Origin of the sequence: Arthrobacter jinronghuae, assembly GCF_025244825.1 — a bacterium.
In the GTDB taxonomy this organism is placed as follows: domain Bacteria; phylum Actinomycetota; class Actinomycetes; order Actinomycetales; family Micrococcaceae; genus Arthrobacter_B; species Arthrobacter_B jinronghuae.
In genome coordinates, this window is sequence record NZ_CP104263.1 from 2,899,573 (window position 1) to 2,916,983 (window position 17,411).

Genomic DNA, 17,411 nt, shown 5'->3' on the forward strand with positions numbered 1-17,411 from the left:
TCGGGAAAAGAAGCTTGCGGTCAGCGCCGCGGTGCCTTCAGGAAGCCCGAGGCACGTCCCACCACGGCTCCCGCATCCGGCGCCACGATGGGTTCCTGCGCGGCGGCGTAGAGCTCCCCGTCGTCGTTCACTACCAGCTGCACGGAGGGATCCACGGACCGCTTCACCACTGCCAGGCCCACGGGGCCCATTTCATAGTGGGCACCGACGGAGGTCAGGGTTCCGACCTGCCGCTCCCCCAGCATTACCGGGCTGCCGGCGGCCGGAAGGGTGTGCTGCGAACCGTCCAGCTGCAGGAACACCAGCCGGCGGGGCGGGTGCCCCAGGTTGTGGACCCGTGCAACGGTTTCCTGGCCCTTGTAGCAGCCCTTGGCCAGATGAACGGCGGTGCGGATCAGGTCCAGCTCGTGCGGGATGGTCTTCTCGTCGGTCTCCGCTCCCAGCCGCGGCCGCCAGGCGGCAATGCGCAGCGCCTCGGAAGCCATGGAGCCGGCCAAGGTGCGCCCGGAGGCGTCCATTGCGGCCTCGAACCCGGCCCGCGGAATCAGGTATTCGTACCAGGGCCGCTCAAGCCCGGGGTGGGCATCTTCCGGCACGGCAGTGTAGGCAAACCCGCCGGCACCAATGTGCGGCCAGGGATCGGTCCACCGCAGGTACTGCTCCCACTGCGGCACCTCAACCGTCGCACCGGCCACGGCCCACTGGTCCGTGACGTCTGCGATTTCGACCCGGAGCATAAATTTCATGCGCTGCAGCCACTCGGTCAGGCCCGGTGCTTCGGCGGATTCGACCAGCAGCCAGGAAGTGGCGCCGTCGTCGATGATCCGCGCGTCATAGTCAATGCGGCCCTGCACGCTGAGCAGCAGCAGCTCCGAGCTCACGCCGGGCTGAAGATCCGCCACCTGCTGGGAGGACAGCGTGTTCAGCCAGCTGAGGCGGTCGGGGCCCGAAACGGTAACCACGCCGCGGAAGGAAAGGTCGACGACGGCGCTGCCGCGTGCAAGATCGCGCTGTTCACGGAGCGGATCGCCGTAGTGCGAGGCCGTACCGGCGTCGAGGCCGCCGGCTTCAACGGCGCCGTGGCGGGAAAGCAGGGGGCTGGAATACGTCATAACAGGTGCAACGTCCTAGCGGCTCGGGCCTATTCCTCCGGCCGGCTTTACCGGAGGATGTTTAGGAGGTCTTGTTCAGGATTGCCGAGGCATGGGCCTTCAAGGCTTCACCCTCGGAGGCAACATCCCAGCGCCAGTAAAGGTCGCCGTTGACCAGGCCGTAGATCCGGGTGGCTGCTGAGTACTCCTTGGAGTTCACGCCGCGCATCACCACATCGGTGCTCAGCTGGATCTGCGGCCCCTTGATCTGCCCGTAATACAGCTCGGCGATGCCTCCGGGGTGCACGATGGTGGCGGTGATATCGAAACCACCTGCGTCATTGCGCAGCTCTTCGACCTCATCAGCGCTGCGGAGCGCCGGCACGATATCCGCCGGAACCAGGCCGGGGCCGCCGTCGGCGTCGTTCAGGGGGCGGTCCAGGGCCCAGAACCCCGTCTCGACGGCCAGCGGCCGCAGGCGGGTGCCCTGCTCGTCGGTGAGCCAGCTTTCCGCGGTGTACTGCAGGTACGGAAGGCCGTTCTGGGTGAACGTAACCTTCTGTGCGAAGTGCTCCGAATCAGCTTCACCCTCGCCCAGCCGTCCGGAGCCTTCCCAAGTGCCGAGGAGCCAGGACAGCGGTACCAGTTCCGGAGTCAGATCGGTGGGGATCTCCATTGGCATGGTGGAACCTGTCCTTCGGTGTAACGGGTGGCTGGTGCCGGCGGGCGGAGCCGGTGTTCTTCCGGGTGTTTACTTCTGGCCGGTGTTTACTTCTGGCCTTTGTACAGGCGGGAGATAACCAGTGCAGCGAATCCGGCCATCGCGAGGCCGGTGATGCCCAGCAGGGCAATAAAGAAAATTTCGAGAGCAACCATGGCTACATCCTAACGCGCGGGAGGAACAGTTTCCTTCCCGCCATTCGATCATGACAGGGACCTGCGGGCCAAACCCCGGCAGGACATCAAACACTCCGCCCTACGCACCGGTTTGCAGCTGTTAGGAAATCAGCAGCCGGCCGAGGAAGTAGACCACGGATCCGAGGGTGACCACCGGAGCCAGCCCGAGCGCCAGGCGTCCTGCAGCATTGGAAGCATCGTTGCGGGAAAGCGCCAGCCGGCGGAAGGCCATCACAACGGCGGCTATCACCACGCCGCTGAACGCTGCCGCCTGCCAGGAAACGCCCGCCACGACCAGGGCCACCAGGGCTGAGGTCAGGCCGCCGGCCAGCAGGCCCAGCGGTGCGGCCATCCGGTCCGGGAGCGGAATAAGCGACACGGCAACGGCCGCCAATGCGGCACTGCCGGTCACGCTCAGGAGTCCGGGATTCCCGTCGGTACCGGCCAAACGGTCAGCGGCCACCCAGCCGGAGCCCATGGCAGTAACCAGCACGCCGGAGATAATGCCGACGATCGATTCGAGCCGGTGCGCCTGTCCGGTGCCGCGGAGCAGCTGGATCAGGAAGACCGCTCCGACGCCTACGGCGACGGCGGCCGGCAACCAGGTCAGCATGGCCGCGGCGGGCGCGAAGTATGCTGCCGCCACTGCGCCTGCGCCTACCAGGCCCAGGGTTGCGCCCTGCGTTTTGCGGGCAGGCACCCCTATCAGGTGCGGCCAGCAGACGCCGGTGAGGACGGCGGCCAGACCGCTGATCACGGCCACCGCGGGCACGGACAGGTAGGAAGCGCTCACGATACCGATAATGGCAAGCGCCGCCGGCACCGCTAAGCTCCAAAGTTTCACCCTAGTTATCCTGCCTTATTACGGCGTCCAGAAGAAAAACGACAGGCCCGTCAGCTCGATGGGTATACTTTCGATCACTTCAAGCCAAGCGGATCGGCGAAGGAAAATGCCCGATGGTGTGCGCCCAACATTCGGAGGACCTATGTCGCACATTTTGCTTCTTACCAACAGCTCGGGTTCCTCGGTCAACGTCCTGCCCGCCCTGGAACTCCTGAACCACAAGGTCCACGTTGTGCCGGCGGAACCTACGGCCCTTCTGGACACCGATCCCAGTGACGTCATCCTGGTGGATGCCCGCAGGGATCTCGTCGGCGCGCGGTCCCTGACCCAGCTGCTGAAGGCCACGGGCCTGGGCACTCCGCTTATCCTTATCCTCACGGAAGGCGGGATGGCTGCGGTCGCCCCCAACTGGCTCGCTGACGATGTCATCCTCGATTCCGCCGGCCCGGCCGAGCTCGAAGCGCGGCTCCGCCTGGCGTCGGCCCGCGGCGCCGGCGCAGTCGAGGCTCCTTCAACCGAGATCCGCGCCTCCGGCGTCGTTATTGATGAGGCCAGCTACACGGCCCGCGTGAACGGCACGGCCCTGAACCTCACCTATAAGGAGTTCGAACTCCTTAAATACCTGGCGCAGCATCCCGGCCGCGTCTTTACCCGCGACCAGCTGCTCCACGAGGTGTGGGGCTACGACTACTACGGCGGCACCCGGACCGTGGATGTCCATGTACGGCGGCTGCGGGCCAAGCTGGGGCCGGACCACGAGACGCTGATCGGTACGGTGCGGAATGTCGGTTACCGGTTCACCCGCTCGCGGGCGGAAACCACGGCAGCCGCCAGCCAGGACGCCTGACCGGCGTACTTCCCGCGGCGCCGCGCCCTGCGCAGGGGCACCAGCCGCGCTAGGCTTTCGGCATGAGTGAAGAACCGCAGACAGCCTGGCCCGTAGTCGAGACCCGTGGCACGCCCGAGCCCGCCGCCCTCGCCGATATCCTGCAGCTGGCGTCCGCCGCGCAGGACTCGGACGGCAATCCGCCGCTGTCCGAGCAGACGCTCGTGGACCTGCGCTCCCCCGACGCCGATCCGGACACTCTCTCCGTCTTCACCACCTACGCCAATGACTCCGGTTCCGACACCGGCAGCGGGCAATGGCTGGCCGGCGTCGCCGTCCTCGTATCCGAAACCCCGCAGGATGCGGGAGTGCTGGAACTGGTGGTACACCCGAACTACCGAAACCAGGGCGTCGGCACGGCCCTTGCCGCGGCAGTGCAGGATGCAGTGCGGGCCAACTCCTCCGAGGGCGACGGCGATCCCCGGCCCGCTGCCTGGTCGCATGGAAACCATGAGGCGGCAGTGGAGCTTGCCGCCCGCTTCGGCTACCGTCCCGTCCGTGACCTGTGGAAGATGCGCCTGAGCCGGTCCAATGCCTCGCTGCCCGAAACCCGGTTCCCTGCCGGGGTATCGGTGCGTCCCTTTGAACCCGGCCAGGATGAGCAGGCCTGGCTGGACGTCAACGCCGCCGCCTTTGCCCACCACCCGGAGCAGGGGTCCATGAGCCTTGCCGATCTTCAGGCCCGCATGGACGAGGATTGGTTTGACCCGGCCGGTTTCCTCCTGGCCGTGGACGACGAAGGCACGATCCTCGGTTTCCACTGGACCAAGGTCCACCCCGGCACCGGCGGGCACCCGCCCATCGGCGAGGTGTATGTGGTCGGCGTCAGCCCCGAGGCGCAGGGCCGGGGACTGGGCAAAGCCCTGACGGTAGCCGGAATCCAGCATCTCCACGCCGCGGGACTGGATGCCGTCATGCTGTACGTCGACGCCGACAACACCGCCGCCGTCGCCCTGTACCGCCGGCTCGGCTTCGTCCGCTGGGACCAGGACGTGATGTACGCACCCGCATAGGGCTGCGCAGCTTGTAATGTTGTTTGCAGGGCCAGGCGGTCCGCCCGTAACGCCTGCCCTGATCCGCCGCCAGCACCTCAGGGAGACACTATGAGTTTCGATACCGACGCAGAGCCCCGCTCGACCTTCGGGTCCGCAGAGGCGATGTCGGCACCGCGGGCCACCCAGGACCGCATCGACATCCCGGACTTCGGCCCTGCCCTTGTTCCGAGCGGAGATATCACGCCGGAACGGTTCCTGGACCGGGAGATCAGCTGGCTGCATTTCAACGCCAGGGTCCTGGAACTCGCCGAAGACCCTGAGCTGTACCTGTTGGAACGGGTGAACTTCCTGTCCATCTTCGCCTCCAATCTCGACGAGTTCTTCATGGTCCGGGTTGCCGGCCTCAAGCGCCGCATTGCCACCGGCCTGGCGGTCCCCTCCGCTGCAGGCCAGAGCCCGATCGAACAGCTCGAGGAAATCGTGGCAGCGGGCTACCGGCTGCAGCAGCGCCATGCGGACGTCTTCGCCAGCCAGATCCGGCCGGCCCTGGCGGAAGAGCAGATCTACCTGGTCAGCTGGGACGAACTGGACGACGCCGCCAAGGCGAGCCTGCACAAGCAGTTCGCGGCGAAGGTCTTCCCCATCCTGACCCCCCTTGCCGTAGACCCGGCACACCCCTTCCCTTACATTTCCGGCCTCTCCCTGAATCTGGCAGTGGTGGTCCGCAACCCGGTCAGCGGCAAGGAATTCTTTGCACGCGTAAAGGTCCCGGACCAGCTCCCCCGCCTCATCTCCGTGGACGGCCCCCGCGCGGGCAACGTGGCGGGGCGCACGGCCCGGTTCATCGCGCTGGAAGACATCATTGCCCAGCACCTGGACCAGCTCTTCCCGGGCATGGACGTTATTGAGCACTACACCTTCCGCGTCACCCGCAACGAAGACCTCGAGGTGGAAGAGGACGACGCCGAGAACCTCCTGCAGGCCCTGGAAAAGGAGCTGCTGCGCCGCCGCTTCGGTCCTCCCGTGCGCCTGGAAGTCACCCCGGAGATGAACCCGAATATCCGGGAACTGCTCGAACGCGAGCTGGGCGTGGAATCGGACGAGGTCTACGTCCTTCCCGCGCCGCTGGACCTCCGCGGCCTTTCCCCGATCAGCCGGATCGACCGGCCGGACCTGCACTACCCGAAGCAGGTGCCGCACACCAACCGCCACCTGAAGGAGTCCGAGACTTCGAAGCCGGCAAACGTGTTCGCGGCCATGCGCCGTCGGGACATCCTCCTGCACCATCCGTACGATTCCTTCTCGACATCCGTGCAGGCGTTCCTGGAGCAGGCCGCCGCCGATCCGCGGGTGCAGGCGATCAAGCAGACGCTGTACCGCACCTCCGGCGATTCGCCCATCGTTGACGCCCTGATCGACGCCGCCGAGGCCGGCAAGCAGGTCCTGGCACTGGTGGAAATCAAGGCCCGGTTCGACGAACAGGCCAACATTTCCTGGGCACGCAAGCTCGAGCAGGCCGGCGTGCACGTGGTGTACGGCATCGTGGGCCTGAAGACGCACTGCAAGCTGTCCCTGGTGGTCCGGCAGGAAGTGGACGGACTGCGCCGCTACTGCCACATCGGCACGGGCAACTACCATCCGCGCACCGCCCGCTACTACGAGGATCTGGGCCTGCTCACCGCCAATGAGCAGGTGGGCGAGGACCTGACGAAGCTATTCAACCAGCTCTCCGGCTACGCGCCGAAGTCCACTTTCAAGCGGCTGCTCGTGGCTCCGCGCTCGGTCCGGTCCGGACTGATTGACCGGATTGAGCGCGAGATTGCGAACAAGAAGGCCGGCCTCGCCGCGCGGGTGATCATCAAGGTCAACTCCATGGTGGACGAGGCGATCATCGACTCCCTCTACCGTGCCTCCCAGGCGGGGGTCCAGGTGGACGTCATTGTCCGCGGTATCTGCTCGGTCCGTCCGGGCGTACCCGGCCTGAGCGAGAACATCACCGTACGCTCGGTGCTGGGCCGCTTCCTGGAACACTCCCGGGTGTTCGCCTTCGCCAACGGCGGAGACCCGGTGGTCTTCATCGGATCCGCGGACATGATGCACCGCAACCTGGACCGCCGGGTGGAGGCCCTGGTCCAGCTGGTGGCCCGCGACGACGTCGCCGATCTGATCGCCCTGATGGACCGGTACATGGACCCCGGCACGGCGAGTTGGCATCTGGACCCGGAAGGCACCTGGATCCGCCACAGCAAGGACGAGGAAGGCAACCCGCTGCAGGACGTGCAGTCCTGGCTGCTGGCCTCCCGTTCCCGCCAGCGTTCCGTGGCCCGGCGCTGATGGAAGCAATTCAGTCCCCCGCCGCCGCTCCAGTCCAGGACACCCCGGTCAAGGTAGTGGCGGCGGGCGCCCTGTGCTGGCGCGAGCGGGAGGGCAAACTGCAGGTCCTCATGATCCACCGCCCCCGGTATGACGACTGGTCCTGGCCCAAGGGCAAGCTCGATGTCGGCGAAACCACCCCGGAATGCGCCGTGCGGGAAGTCCGTGAGGAAGTGGGCCTGAGGATCAGCCTGGGCATTCCGCTGCCCTCCACGCTTTACCCGGTGGCTTCGGGCATGAAGATGGTGCATTACTGGGCCTCCCATGTGGACTCGGACAAAGCACGGCCGGACGGCAAGGAAGTGGACGGCACACGCTGGTGCACTCCGGAGGAAGCCGCCGAAGCACTTACCAACCCCACGGACAAACTGCCGCTGATGGAACTGGTGGCGGCCTGGAACGAGCAGCGGCTGAGGACCTGGCCGCTGATCGTTGTCCGGCATGCCAAGGCCAAGCCCCGGTCCGCGTGGACCCGGGCAGAGGGCGAACGTCCGTTGGTAGCCACGGGCCTGCGGCAGGCCATGGCGGTCTCGCGGCTGCTGGTGGCCTGGCGGCCGAAACGGGTGGTTTCCAGTCCCTGGGTGCGCTGCGTGCAGACCGTCCGCCCGTACGTGAAGGCGGAAGGCACCAAGTTCAAGACGGTTGACGCGCTTACCGAGCACAGTGCCAAGCGCAAGCCAGGCAAGGCCCGGAACGCCGTTGAGGGCTTGTTCGACAAGGCCAAACCCGTGGCGGTGTGCACGCATCGGCCGGTGCTGCCCCTGGTCTTCGACGTGCTGGCGGGACACATGCCCGTGGACATGGCCGCAGGCCTGCCGGCCAAGGACCCGTACCTGGCACCCGGCGAGTCCGTGATCTGCCAGGTGAGCAGCGCGGATGAGGGCCGGATCGTTTCGCTGGAAAAATACCGGGCCTTCGACGACTAGCTCGGGCCGCCCGGTGCCGTTGTGGCACGGCTCGCATTCCCCCTGCCTGCGCGTCGACCTGAACTAGACTGGCCGGGTGAGCATTCCTACCCCGTATGAAGACCTGCTGCGCGACGTCATGGCCAACGGCACGCAGAAGTCGGACCGCACCGGCACCGGCACGCGCAGCGTGTTCGGCCGCCAGATGCGCTTTGACCTGAGCGAATCCTTTCCGCTGATCACCACCAAGCGGGTGCATTTCAAGTCCGTTGCCCTCGAGCTGCTCTGGTTCCTGCGCGGCGACTCCAACGTCCGCTGGCTGCAGGAACAGGGAGTGAGCATCTGGGACGAGTGGGCGGATGAGGACGGCGAACTCGGCCCGGTTTACGGCGTCCAGTGGCGCTCCTGGCCCACTCCCGACGGCGGGCACATCGACCAGATCGCGAAGCTGGTGGAAGGCATCCGGAAGAACCCGGATTCCCGCCGCCACATCGTCACGGCCTGGAACCCGGCGGAGGTCGAGAACATGGCCCTGCCGCCGTGCCATGCCCTGTTCCAGTTCTACGTGGCGGACGGAAAACTGTCCTGCCAGCTGTACCAGCGTTCGGCGGACACCTTCCTGGGGGTCCCGTTCAACATCGCCTCCTACGCCCTCCTCACCCTGATGGTGGCCCAGCAGACCGGGCTGGAGCCCGGCGAATTCGTCTGGAGCGGCGGCGACGTCCACATTTACGACAACCATGTGGACCAGGTCCGTGAACAGCTCAGCCGGGAGCCCTTCCCCTACCCGAAGCTGCGGATCCGCCGCACTCCGGAGAGCATCTTCGACTACACCCTTGAGGACTTCGAGGTCCTCGACTACCGGCACCACCCCGGTATCAAAGCGCCTATCGCCGTTTGAGAGGACAACCATGACCGAGTCCCTTCCCGTAACAACTGCTGCCGCCCCGGCCGGCCCCACCCGCTACTTCCCGGTGGGCGGCGGCTCCCATGCGGGCGCGGACCTCGGTCAGGTCCTCCGGGAGCGCGGCACGGTACCCGACGGCGGCCCCGTCATCGGCATGGTGTGGGCGCAGACCGTAGACGGCGTCATCGGGCGCGACGGCGGCATGCCGTGGCACCTGCCCGAGGACATGGCGCACTTCAAGGCGACGACGGCGGGACACCCGGTCATCATGGGCCGCCGCACCTGGGAGTCCTTCCCGGCCGCCTACCGGCCGCTGCCCGGAAGGACGAACATCATTGTGTCCTCCAGTGCCGCGCTGCACGCCGAAGCCGCGGACTCCGGCGCCGTCGTCGTCGGCTCCCTCGAGGATGCCCTGGCCGTGGCCCGAACAAGTCCCGGCAACGAGGAAATCTGGATCATCGGGGGTGCACAGCTGTATGAAGCGGCCGTCCCGGTGGCCAATACCGCGGTGGTGACGGTCATCGACATGGAGACCGAAGGCGACACATTCGCCCCCGCGCTGGGCCAGGACTGGACCTTCAGCGCCGTCAGTCCTGCCGCCGATTGGTACACGTCTTCCAACGGCACCCGGTACCGGATTGCCCTCTGGACCCGGGACCGTGAGACAGCCGACCGTGACGCAGCCAACCAAGACGCAGCCGCACCGCTGGCCTAAGGTGGAAACCATGACTTCTTCCTCCATTCCCGCTTTCCCTACTGCAGGTTTCGTCGGCTGGCGCGGCATGGTCGGTTCCGTCCTGATGCAGCGCATGCAGGACGAGGGCGACTTCGACCTGGTCAACCCGGTGTTCTTCTCGACCTCCAACGCCGGCGGCAACGCGCCGTCCTTCGCGGCCGGAGCCGGACCGCTGCAGGATGCGTACGACGTCGACGCGTTGGCCAAGCTGCCGATCATCGTCACCGCCCAGGGCGGAGACTATACGGCGGAAATCTTCCCGAAGCTGCGTGCCGCCGGCTGGGACGGCATCTGGATTGACGCCGCTTCCACGCTGCGCATGGACGATGACGCGATCATCGTGCTGGATCCGGTCAACCGGGACGTTATTGACGCCGGTCTGGCCCGGGGCGTGAAGAACTTCGTGGGCGGCAACTGCACCGTGTCCTGCATGCTGATGGGCCTCGGCGGGCTGTTCCGCAACGGCCTCGTCGAGTGGGGCACGTCCATGACCTACCAGGCAGCCTCCGGCGGCGGTGCCCGGCACATGCGCGAACTGCTCAACCAGTTCGGGGCGCTGAACGCTGCGGTGGCGCCGAACCTCGCCGATCCCGCGTCGGCCATCCTGGAGATTGACCGTGCCGTCCTGGCCCAGCAGAAGAACCCGTCCATGGACTCCTCCCAGTTCGGTGTGCCGCTGGCCGGCTCAGTGATTCCCTGGATCGATGCGGACCTGGGCAACGGCATGTCCAAGGAAGAGTGGAAGGGCGGCGCGGAGACCAACAAGATCCTCGGCCGCGGGGCCGACGGGCGGATTCCGTTTGACGGGCTGTGCGTTCGGATCGGTGCCATGCGTTCCCACTCCCAGGCCCTGACGCTGAAGCTGACCGAGGACCTCTCCGTGGCCGAGATCGAGAAGATCATCGATGCCGACAATGAATGGTCCAAGGTGGTGCCCAACACCAAGGAAGCCACCATGGCCGAACTGACTCCGGTGGCGGTCACCGGCACGCTGGACATCCCGGTGGGCCGCATCCGCAAGCTGGAAATGGGTCCGGAGTACATCAGCGCCTTCACCATCGGGGACCAGTTGCTCTGGGGCGCCGCCGAGCCGCTGCGCCGGATGCTGCGCATCGCCACCGGCAACCTCTGATTTTCCGTTCCCGTTCCGGGTCCGCTCCCCCGTGGAGCGGACCCGTGCTGCGTTGACGGGGGTGGCGCCTAGCGGACGCTTGCCTGGCGGGGGCTGCCTAGCTGGGGCCGCCGGGCGGGAGCGCCTAAGACATGGCGGCCAAAACCGGGGCGCTCAAAAACTGTCAGTGCCGGGTGGCATGTTGTCCGCATGGAGCAGCAAAGCGTGGATTCGATCCTTAGCACCTTCTTCGCCTTCAGCTGTGCCGGCAAGCAGACCCCCACCCGGGCCCGGTATCTCCGTGTGGCCCTGCAACTGCGCCGGTATCTGGAGGCCGAGGGCCCAGGGGTCCTCTGTGCCCAGGACAAAGCGCTGCTGGCGCTTGAGCGGACGCTGGAGCCGGAGGCGGCCTTCGCCCGGCTGTTCGGCGCCCACGAGCTCGCCTATGCCCTCAGCGGCTTCCTGGAGCCGGAGTGGCTGCTGCCGGACCTGCAGGACCGGCGTACCCAGGTGGCCCTGACGCCCCGGCTGATCCAATGGCTGTGCAACAGCTGCCTGCTGGACCCGCGCCGAGACCGCCCGGCTATCCGGAGTGCGCAGGCAGCAGCCGCCGAGGCGCGGAAAGGACCTGCACGGAAAGGGCCGCCGGAGAAGGGACCGGCGGAGGAAGGACCGCTGCGGCCGGGACCCGAACCCGGCGACAGTCCCGGCGGTTGATTCCTGCCGTGCCGGTGGCGGCTACAACGTGCAGTTGACCAGCAGGGGCTCGGGGTGGAGCCGGATGCCGAAAGCCTTCTCCACGCCGGCAGCGACCGTGCGGGCTACCACCAGCAGGTCCTCGGCAGTGGCGTCGCCGCGGTTGGTGACGGCCAGGGTGTGCTTGGTGGACAGTGAGGCCCGCCCGCCCGTGCCATCCTCTGGTGCCAGCCCGAAGCCCTTGCGGAAACCGGCGTGGCTGATCAGCCACGCGGCGCTCAGCTTCACCCTTCCGGGCTCCGCCACCGGATAGCGGGGAGCGTCTGCCGGCAGCGCTGCCGCGGTTGCCTCATCAACGATGGGGTTGGTGAAGAAGGAACCGGTGCTGTAGGTGTCCGGGTCCGAGGCGTCCAGGACCATGCCCTTACCCGCCCGCAGCCGAAGGACCTCGCGGCGCACGTCCGCGGCGTCGGCCTGCTCGCCGATGTCCACTCCCAGAGCCCGGGCGAGCTCGGCGTAGCGGACCGGGGCGCTGGTGGAGCCCTTGGACAAGGCAAACTCCACGGTCAGCACCACGTAGCGGGGAGAACCGTTCTTCGTGCTGCGCTTGAGCACCGAATCCCGGTAGCCGAACCCGAGATCCGCGTTCGCGAATTCCACCACCGTGCGCTCGGAGCGGTCCCAGGCGCGCACCGAAGTGATGGACTGCGAGACATCGGCGCCGTAGGCACCCACGTTCTGCACCGGCGTCGCACCGGCCAGCCCCGGGATACCGGACAGCGCTTCCAGGCCGGAGTAGCCCTCCGACAGGGTGTACGCCACCAGTTCGTCCCACGGGTGCCCGGCCTCGGCGCGCAGGACGGCGGTTCCGTCCCCGGCCTCCCGGATGTCCAACCCGCGGCTGGCAATGTGTATGACGGCGCCGTCGAAACCTTCGTCCGAGATCAAGAGGTTGGAACCGCCGCCGATGATCAGCAGCGGCTCCCCCGCCTCATCCGCGGCACGGACGGCAATGATCAGTTCGTCTTCGGTTTCTGCTTCAAGGTAGCGGCGGGCGGGGCCGCCCACGCGTGCGGTGGTCAGGGATGCCAGCGGCATCCGGGTCAAAGCAGTCACCAGACCCGCACCACTGCCTGTGCCTTGACCAGCACCTTCTGCCCGTTGAAGGTCACGGTGAGATCCACGCGTGCCGTCGAGTTGTCCGCGTCGATGGCGCCGATAACACCGGCGACCTCCACGACCGCTCCTGGAGCGCCGTCGATATCTTCCACCAGGACGGGCCGGGTGAAACGCGTCTGGTAGTCAATCACCGCTCCCGGATCGCCGATCCAGTCACTCACCAGCTGGACAGCGGTGCCCATGGTGAACATGCCGTGCGCAATAACGCCGGGCAGCTCCACCTCGCGGGCGAAGCGTTCGTTCCAGTGGATGGGGTTGAAATCGCCGGAGGCACCGGCGTAGCGGACGAGGTCGGCACGGGAAATTTCCAGCGCGGCGGAACCGATCTCGGTGCCCTTGGACAGTTCACTTAGTGCAATGGACATAGCGGTTACTGCCCCTCTCCGCGGACGAGGATGGATGAAAGGGTGGTGGCTACCTGCTCGCCCTCGGTCGTGGAAATTTCCGCGCGGGTGGTGATCAGGGCGCCGTCGCCCATTGCCCGCACCGAGTCCACGTGCAGCTCGGCCACGAGTTCGTCTCCGGCCACGATGGGACGGTGATGGGTGAAGCGCTGGTCGGCATGGACCACCCGGGAAAAGTCGATGCCGGCATCGGGATCAGCAACCAGCAGCGCGTCGGCACGCTGGGCAACGATGATGGCGAAGGTAGGCGGGGCAACGAGGTCTGCATAGCCCAGTTCCTGGGCGCTGGCGACGTCGAAGTGGGCCGGATTGGTGGCCTTGACGGCTGCAGCGAATTCGCGGATCTTTTCACGGCCCACGGAGTACGCAGCCCCTGCCGGGTAGGTGCGTCCCTGGAGTTGGGGGTTGATGCTCATTTTTTGCCCTCCGTGCCTTTGATGCGGCGTCGGGTGTCCCTGGCGCGGACCACCATCCCGCTCAGGTGCGTGCTCAGGCCCACCACGATCAGGGGAAGGGCGATGTACATCAGGACCTGGTTATCCAGGACCGCTCCCAGAAGCACCAGCAGCACCCCGAGGCCACTGAGCGCCAGTGCGCTCACGACAAGTTTCCGGTACAGGGGCGAGCCGGTTTCCCAGGGGGTATTTAGCATGTCTTCAGAATACAGGGGCGGGCGGGAAGGGCCCGAAACGGTGTCCGCGAAGCTCCCGCTAGAACAGTGAAGCTCCCGCTAGAACAGTGCGGCCTGGAGTGCAGGCACGGCCGTGCGGAAAGGACCGTACTGCAGCCGGCGTCCCTTCAGGCGGGACAGGTCCGCTGCGAACAGGGTTTCTTCGCCGTCCACCTGGACCAGGGCCGTTGCGCCCAAGACCGCCTGGATGACCATGCCGTGCTCACCCGAACCGGGGTCGCACGGATACAGTTCGCACGGCGTCTCCAGCACCGTACGGAACTGGGCGGGAGGTTCCCAGACTTCGTCGGCCGTCCGGAAACCGGCGATCGCCAGGTCCGCCAGCATGGAACGCACCGACTCCGCGGCCTCGGCATTGCGGGCGTCCAGTTCCGTGGCGGCCAGGGGCCGGGCCAGCGCCGCTGTTTTGGTTCCTGCCCGGACAGCCTGCTGCAGGCCGACCACGGCCGTCACGGCGTCTTCGAGTATCCGCACCACCAGCCCGTCGCCGGCACGGGCAACATACCTGGCGTGGACGGCCCCCTGTTCGATCAGGCGGAGCTGCTTGCGCCCGTCCGCGGCCGTGCCGACCTTGGTGGAACCGTCGGCGAACGTGGCCACGTACAGCCAGTGCGGCTGGTCCAGGTAGCGCCGGAGCGCATCCGGGATGCTGTCCGCACGGTGGCTGTTGTGGATGCCCCGCACCTCGTCCCGGATGAAGCAACTGCTGCACTGATAACCGCGCTCGGCAGGAGCCTGGCCTGGACAGGGAGTGTGGGACTGGACGCCGTCGTCGTTCACCTGCCAGGAGCCAAGGCAGAACTTCTCGTTCCCGTTGTTGTCCGCCAGGACACGGAACCGGAGTTCGGTGCCCGGAACGAGCGGCTGCTTTTCGGCCCGCCCACTGGGAAGGTGCAGTGACAGGTTCGGGCCGGCAATGTCCCAGGAGGTCCCCGAGCACAGGAACCTGCCGGCGTCGGCGGATGCTGCGGTGCCTCCGGCTGCAGGCATGGTGGACCTCCCGGTGAACGCCAAAAGGGTGGGGTAACGTTTTCACGCTACCCCACCCTTCGGTACTGTTTTGGGAGGTGTCAGGCGTGCTGGCCTGCGTGTTCGCCTTCGGCGATTTCCTCAACGAGCTTGTCGTTGAAAGCCGGCAGATCGCCCGGGTTGCGGCTGGTCACGAACCCCTGGTCCACCACCACTTCCTCGTCGGTCCAGTTCGCGCCGGCGTTCTTCAGGTCCGTTGCCAGCGTGTGGTAGGACGTCAGGTCGCGGCCCTTGACGACGCCGGCCTCGATCAGCAGCCAGGGGCCGTGGCAGATGGATGCCACGGGCTTGTGCGCCTCGAAGAAGGCACGGGCAAACTGCTGGGCGTTCTTGTCCACGCGGAGGAAGTCTGCGTTGACGACGCCGCCGGGCAGGACCAGCGCGTCGAAGTCGCTTGCGTCGGCGTCGGCTACGTCGAGGTCGACGGTGAAGGTCTCACCCTTGTCCATGCCGTCGAAGCCCTGAATGGTGCCCTTCTTCGGGGACACGAGGACCGGCTCGCCGCCGGCGTTCTTGACGGCTTCCCAGGGGCTGGTCAGCTCAATCTGCTCCACGCCGTCGGTGAGGAGGAAAGCTACCTTCTTGCCGGAAATATCGTGCTCTGCCATGGTGACTCCGTTCGTTTCAGCTGCGGCCGGAAACCTGCGGGCCGCAGCGATGCTTCTACGGTGGTGGTGCTGGATCGGGATACCTTTCGGTTCCCGCTATGCCCACCCTATGGAGAACCGGCAATGATAAGCAACCTTAGGGAGCTTGCGAGCCGCTGCGGCATGCGGTTCAAGGCAAACAAAAAGGGCAGGTACCGGAAGAATGAAATCTTCAGGACCTGCCCTGTTTGTAGCGGTGGGGAGGCTCGATCTCCCGACCTCACGATTATGAGTCGTGCGCTCTAACCAACTGAGCTACACCGCCAAAAATGAGTGAAGCCCGCCCTACACAGGCCTCTGCAGAACATACAGCCTTTGCAACGCGGGCCCTCCCATTGAGAGCCCCGACCGGGAATCGATCCCGGGACCTCCATCTTACCAAGATGGCGCTCTACCACTGAGCTATCGGGGCAACGACATAAAACTCTACCAGCACTTTTCGGGAACATGAAATCGAGATGGGCCATTTGCCCGAAAGGTGACGAGGGACACTTTTGAACCGGTCCGGGACACGGTTCCAGGCTCCAAAATGGTGAACTTTCTGCCCGTTTTGTCAGTATGCTTATGCTACGAGAAAGCGAGGGCACGTGAGCATAGTGCCGAACCACGTTTCGGAGGGCCTCTTCCTGGGTGGAAGATACCGACTCCTGAATAAGATCGGGGCAGGTGCCATGGGCACCGTCCACCGGGCCAAGGATGAGTTCCTGGACCGGGACGTAGCGGTGAAAATCATCCGCCCGTCGGCCACCAGTGAGATGGACCTCCGGCGCAGCGACGCCGAGGCCAAGATCCTGGCGCGCCTGAACCACCACAGCCTAGTCACCCTGCTGGATGCAGGATCGGACACGTCCGACCCGGCGTCGCCGCTGATCTACCTCGTTATGGAACTTGTCGAGGGCCTCGATCTGCGCGAACGGCTGAAGCAGGGCACTCTGCCCCGCCGCCAGACCGCACTGCTCGGCTACGACCTCGCCATCGGCCTGGAGTACATCCACGACAACGGCGTAGTGCACCGGGACGTGAAGCCCGCAAACATCATGCTGTTCGACTACAGCAGCGCGGATGCCCGGATCCGGGCCAAACTCACTGACTTCGGCGTTGCCTTCGTGGCCAGCGACCCGCAGTCCCAGCACGGCACCTTCTCAGGCACCGCGGCGTTCATGAGTCCCGAGCAGGCACGCGGGGAAAATGCCGGGGTGTCGAGCGATGTGTATTCCCTCGGCCTGGTGCTGCTGCAGTGCCTCACTGGAAAGCCGGCCTTCCCCGGTCCCGCCCTGGAGAGTGCCCTCGCACGCCTCCTGAGGGACCCTGAGATCCCGGCGGAGCTGGGATCCGACTGGGTGCCGCTGCTGCGCGCCATGACCGCTCAGGACGCTGCGGAGCGCCCCAGCGCCCACGACGTCTCCCAGGTTCTCTACGACATGATCGTCGCCGCACGCGGCCGGCACCGGGTCGACCCGGAAATCCTGCCCGCGGACGAAGCCCGGCGGATGGACGCGGTGCGCCGCTATGACCTCCTGGATACTCCCCCGGACGGTGCCTTCGACCGTGTCACGGCCCTCGCGTCCCGTCTCTTTGACGTCCCCGTGGCAATCGTCAGCGTGGTGGACACCGACCGGATCTGGTTCAAGTCCCATCACGGCACCGAAGCCGTCGAGATCGGCCGTGACCCCGGCCTGTGCGCCTCCGCCATCCTGCAGGACGGCGTGTACGTGGTCGACGACGCCCGGCATGACCCGAGGACGCTGGCCAACCCGTTGGTGGCCGGAGACTTCGGCCTGCAGTTCTACGCCGGCGTTCCGCTCCAGACCAGCGACGGGTTCAATCTGGGCACGTTCTGCATCCTGGACACGAAGCCCCGGACTTTCTCCCCCGAAGACGAGGCAACACTCTCGGACCTGGCTGCGATTGTCATGAATGACCTGGAAATGCGCCTCGAGAGCCGCCGCGCAGGCGGGTCCGTGCAATAGCCGGAACAGCGCTCCGGCGCCACAGGGCATAACAAGAAGGACGCCTCCCG

The 17,411-nt window shown here is 66.3% G+C and carries 18 protein-coding genes and 2 tRNA genes; 9 read left to right on the forward strand and 11 right to left on the reverse strand.

Annotated features, from left to right (window positions below; all coding sequences use genetic code 11):
* Positions 1 to 20 precede the first annotated feature (20 nt).
* The 3 genes from ygfZ to N2K98_RS13590 form a co-directional block, all read right to left on the reverse strand.
* Positions 21 to 1,112 carry a CAF17-like 4Fe-4S cluster assembly/insertion protein YgfZ gene (ygfZ, locus tag N2K98_RS13580; protein WP_255796969.1) on the reverse strand — a complete coding sequence of 364 codons (1,092 nt, stop codon included), beginning with the start codon at positions 1,110 to 1,112 and terminating at the stop codon, positions 21 to 23.
* A 61-nt stretch (positions 1,113 to 1,173) separates the two neighbouring features.
* The gene (locus N2K98_RS13585; RefSeq protein WP_229950060.1) at positions 1,174 to 1,773 is read right to left on the reverse strand and encodes a nitrobindin family protein; all 600 of its coding nucleotides are present in this window, start codon (positions 1,771 to 1,773) and stop codon (positions 1,174 to 1,176) included.
* Positions 1,774 to 2,088: 315 nt separating this feature from the next.
* Entirely contained in the window at positions 2,089 to 2,781 is a 693-nt protein-coding gene (locus tag N2K98_RS13590; RefSeq protein WP_255864999.1) for a hypothetical protein, read from the reverse strand.
* Between the two features lie 193 nt (positions 2,782 to 2,974).
* Here N2K98_RS13590 and N2K98_RS13595 point away from each other — a divergent pair, with 193 nt between their 5' ends.
* The 8 genes from N2K98_RS13595 to N2K98_RS13630 all read left to right on the forward strand — a co-directional run bounded on the left by N2K98_RS13595 (position 2,975) and on the right by N2K98_RS13630 (position 11,462).
* Positions 2,975 to 3,679: a winged helix-turn-helix transcriptional regulator gene (locus tag N2K98_RS13595; protein WP_229950064.1), complete on the forward strand. Its 705-nt coding sequence runs from the start codon at positions 2,975 to 2,977 to the stop codon at positions 3,677 to 3,679.
* A gap of 62 nt (positions 3,680 to 3,741) precedes the next feature.
* Complete coding sequence (mshD, locus tag N2K98_RS13600) at positions 3,742 to 4,731, forward strand: mycothiol synthase (protein WP_255864998.1); 990 nt, start codon at positions 3,742 to 3,744, stop codon at positions 4,729 to 4,731.
* Between the two features lie 90 nt (positions 4,732 to 4,821).
* Positions 4,822 to 7,047, forward strand: a complete 2,226-nt coding sequence (locus N2K98_RS13605; RefSeq protein WP_255864997.1) for an RNA degradosome polyphosphate kinase — start codon at positions 4,822 to 4,824, stop codon at positions 7,045 to 7,047.
* Complete coding sequence (locus tag N2K98_RS13610) at positions 7,047 to 8,012, forward strand: NUDIX hydrolase (protein WP_255796963.1); 966 nt, start codon at positions 7,047 to 7,049, stop codon at positions 8,010 to 8,012. The genes N2K98_RS13605 and N2K98_RS13610 overlap by 1 nt, the downstream gene beginning before the upstream one ends.
* Before the next feature lie 76 nt (positions 8,013 to 8,088).
* Positions 8,089 to 8,892, forward strand: a complete 804-nt coding sequence (locus tag N2K98_RS13615) for a thymidylate synthase (RefSeq protein WP_255764915.1) — start codon at positions 8,089 to 8,091, stop codon at positions 8,890 to 8,892.
* A gap of 10 nt (positions 8,893 to 8,902) precedes the next feature.
* A complete protein-coding gene (locus N2K98_RS13620) occupies positions 8,903 to 9,613 on the forward strand; it encodes a dihydrofolate reductase (RefSeq protein WP_255864996.1) in 711 nt (236 codons plus the stop codon).
* A 10-nt stretch (positions 9,614 to 9,623) separates the two neighbouring features.
* Positions 9,624 to 10,766 carry an aspartate-semialdehyde dehydrogenase gene (gene asd, locus N2K98_RS13625; RefSeq protein WP_255796960.1) on the forward strand — a complete coding sequence of 381 codons (1,143 nt, stop codon included), beginning with the start codon at positions 9,624 to 9,626 and terminating at the stop codon, positions 10,764 to 10,766.
* 189 nt (positions 10,767 to 10,955) lie between these two features.
* Complete coding sequence (locus N2K98_RS13630; protein ID WP_255864995.1) at positions 10,956 to 11,462, forward strand: hypothetical protein; 507 nt, start codon at positions 10,956 to 10,958, stop codon at positions 11,460 to 11,462.
* 21 nt (positions 11,463 to 11,483) lie between these two features.
* On the opposite strand, the gene N2K98_RS13635 is transcribed toward N2K98_RS13630, so the two are convergent.
* The 8 genes from N2K98_RS13635 to N2K98_RS13670 form a co-directional block, all read right to left on the reverse strand.
* Positions 11,484 to 12,548, reverse strand: coding sequence for a UDP-N-acetylmuramate dehydrogenase (locus N2K98_RS13635; protein ID WP_255865027.1), 1,065 nt, complete (start codon positions 12,546 to 12,548; stop codon positions 11,484 to 11,486).
* Positions 12,549 to 12,553: 5 nt separating this feature from the next.
* A complete protein-coding gene (locus tag N2K98_RS13640) occupies positions 12,554 to 12,985 on the reverse strand; it encodes a MaoC family dehydratase (RefSeq protein ID WP_227918830.1) in 432 nt (143 codons plus the stop codon).
* A gap of 5 nt (positions 12,986 to 12,990) precedes the next feature.
* On the reverse strand, positions 12,991 to 13,440 hold the full coding sequence (locus N2K98_RS13645; protein WP_229950077.1) for an FAS1-like dehydratase domain-containing protein: 450 nt from the start codon (positions 13,438 to 13,440) through the stop codon (positions 12,991 to 12,993).
* Positions 13,437 to 13,676 carry a hypothetical protein gene (locus N2K98_RS13650; protein WP_255796957.1) on the reverse strand — a complete coding sequence of 80 codons (240 nt, stop codon included), beginning with the start codon at positions 13,674 to 13,676 and terminating at the stop codon, positions 13,437 to 13,439. The genes N2K98_RS13645 and N2K98_RS13650 overlap by 4 nt, the downstream gene beginning before the upstream one ends.
* A 78-nt stretch (positions 13,677 to 13,754) precedes the next feature.
* Positions 13,755 to 14,705 (reverse strand): DUF2797 domain-containing protein, encoded by a 951-nt coding sequence (locus N2K98_RS13655; RefSeq protein ID WP_255864994.1) that lies wholly within the window; start codon positions 14,703 to 14,705, stop codon positions 13,755 to 13,757.
* Positions 14,706 to 14,785: 80 nt separating this feature from the next.
* The gene (locus N2K98_RS13660) at positions 14,786 to 15,352 is read right to left on the reverse strand and encodes a type 1 glutamine amidotransferase domain-containing protein (RefSeq protein ID WP_229950082.1); all 567 of its coding nucleotides are present in this window, start codon (positions 15,350 to 15,352) and stop codon (positions 14,786 to 14,788) included.
* Positions 15,353 to 15,582: 230 nt separating this feature from the next.
* Positions 15,583 to 15,656 (reverse strand) — tRNA-Met (locus N2K98_RS13665).
* Positions 15,657 to 15,731: 75 nt separating this feature from the next.
* Positions 15,732 to 15,803: transfer RNA gene (locus N2K98_RS13670), tRNA-Thr, on the reverse strand.
* A gap of 175 nt (positions 15,804 to 15,978) precedes the next feature.
* Here N2K98_RS13670 and N2K98_RS13675 point away from each other — a divergent pair.
* Complete coding sequence (locus N2K98_RS13675) at positions 15,979 to 17,361, forward strand: protein kinase domain-containing protein (RefSeq protein ID WP_255864993.1); 1,383 nt, start codon at positions 15,979 to 15,981, stop codon at positions 17,359 to 17,361.
* Positions 17,362 to 17,411: the final 50 nt, after the last annotated feature.

Coding starts and splice junctions, on each gene's coding strand:
- N2K98_RS13655 (WP_255864994.1), bottom strand. CDS start 14,705: ATGCCTGCAGCCGGAGGCACCGCAGCATCCGCCGACGCCGGCAGGTTC.
- N2K98_RS13630 (WP_255864995.1), top strand. CDS start 10,956: ATGGAGCAGCAAAGCGTGGATTCGATCCTTAGCACCTTCTTCGCCTTC.
- N2K98_RS13620 (WP_255864996.1), top strand. CDS start 8,903: ATGACCGAGTCCCTTCCCGTAACAACTGCTGCCGCCCCGGCCGGCCCC.
- N2K98_RS13605 (WP_255864997.1), top strand. CDS start 4,822: ATGAGTTTCGATACCGACGCAGAGCCCCGCTCGACCTTCGGGTCCGCA.
- N2K98_RS13595 (WP_229950064.1), top strand. CDS start 2,975: ATGTCGCACATTTTGCTTCTTACCAACAGCTCGGGTTCCTCGGTCAAC.
- ygfZ (WP_255796969.1), bottom strand. CDS start 1,112: ATGACGTATTCCAGCCCCCTGCTTTCCCGCCACGGCGCCGTTGAAGCC.
- N2K98_RS13585 (WP_229950060.1), bottom strand. CDS start 1,773: ATGCCAATGGAGATCCCCACCGATCTGACTCCGGAACTGGTACCGCTG.
- N2K98_RS13650 (WP_255796957.1), bottom strand. CDS start 13,676: ATGCTAAATACCCCCTGGGAAACCGGCTCGCCCCTGTACCGGAAACTT.
- mshD (WP_255864998.1), top strand. CDS start 3,742: ATGAGTGAAGAACCGCAGACAGCCTGGCCCGTAGTCGAGACCCGTGGC.
- N2K98_RS13640 (WP_227918830.1), bottom strand. CDS start 12,985: ATGTCCATTGCACTAAGTGAACTGTCCAAGGGCACCGAGATCGGTTCC.
- N2K98_RS13660 (WP_229950082.1), bottom strand. CDS start 15,352: ATGGCAGAGCACGATATTTCCGGCAAGAAGGTAGCTTTCCTCCTCACC.
- N2K98_RS13610 (WP_255796963.1), top strand. CDS start 7,047: ATGGAAGCAATTCAGTCCCCCGCCGCCGCTCCAGTCCAGGACACCCCG.
- N2K98_RS13645 (WP_229950077.1), bottom strand. CDS start 13,440: ATGAGCATCAACCCCCAACTCCAGGGACGCACCTACCCGGCAGGGGCT.
- asd (WP_255796960.1), top strand. CDS start 9,624: ATGACTTCTTCCTCCATTCCCGCTTTCCCTACTGCAGGTTTCGTCGGC.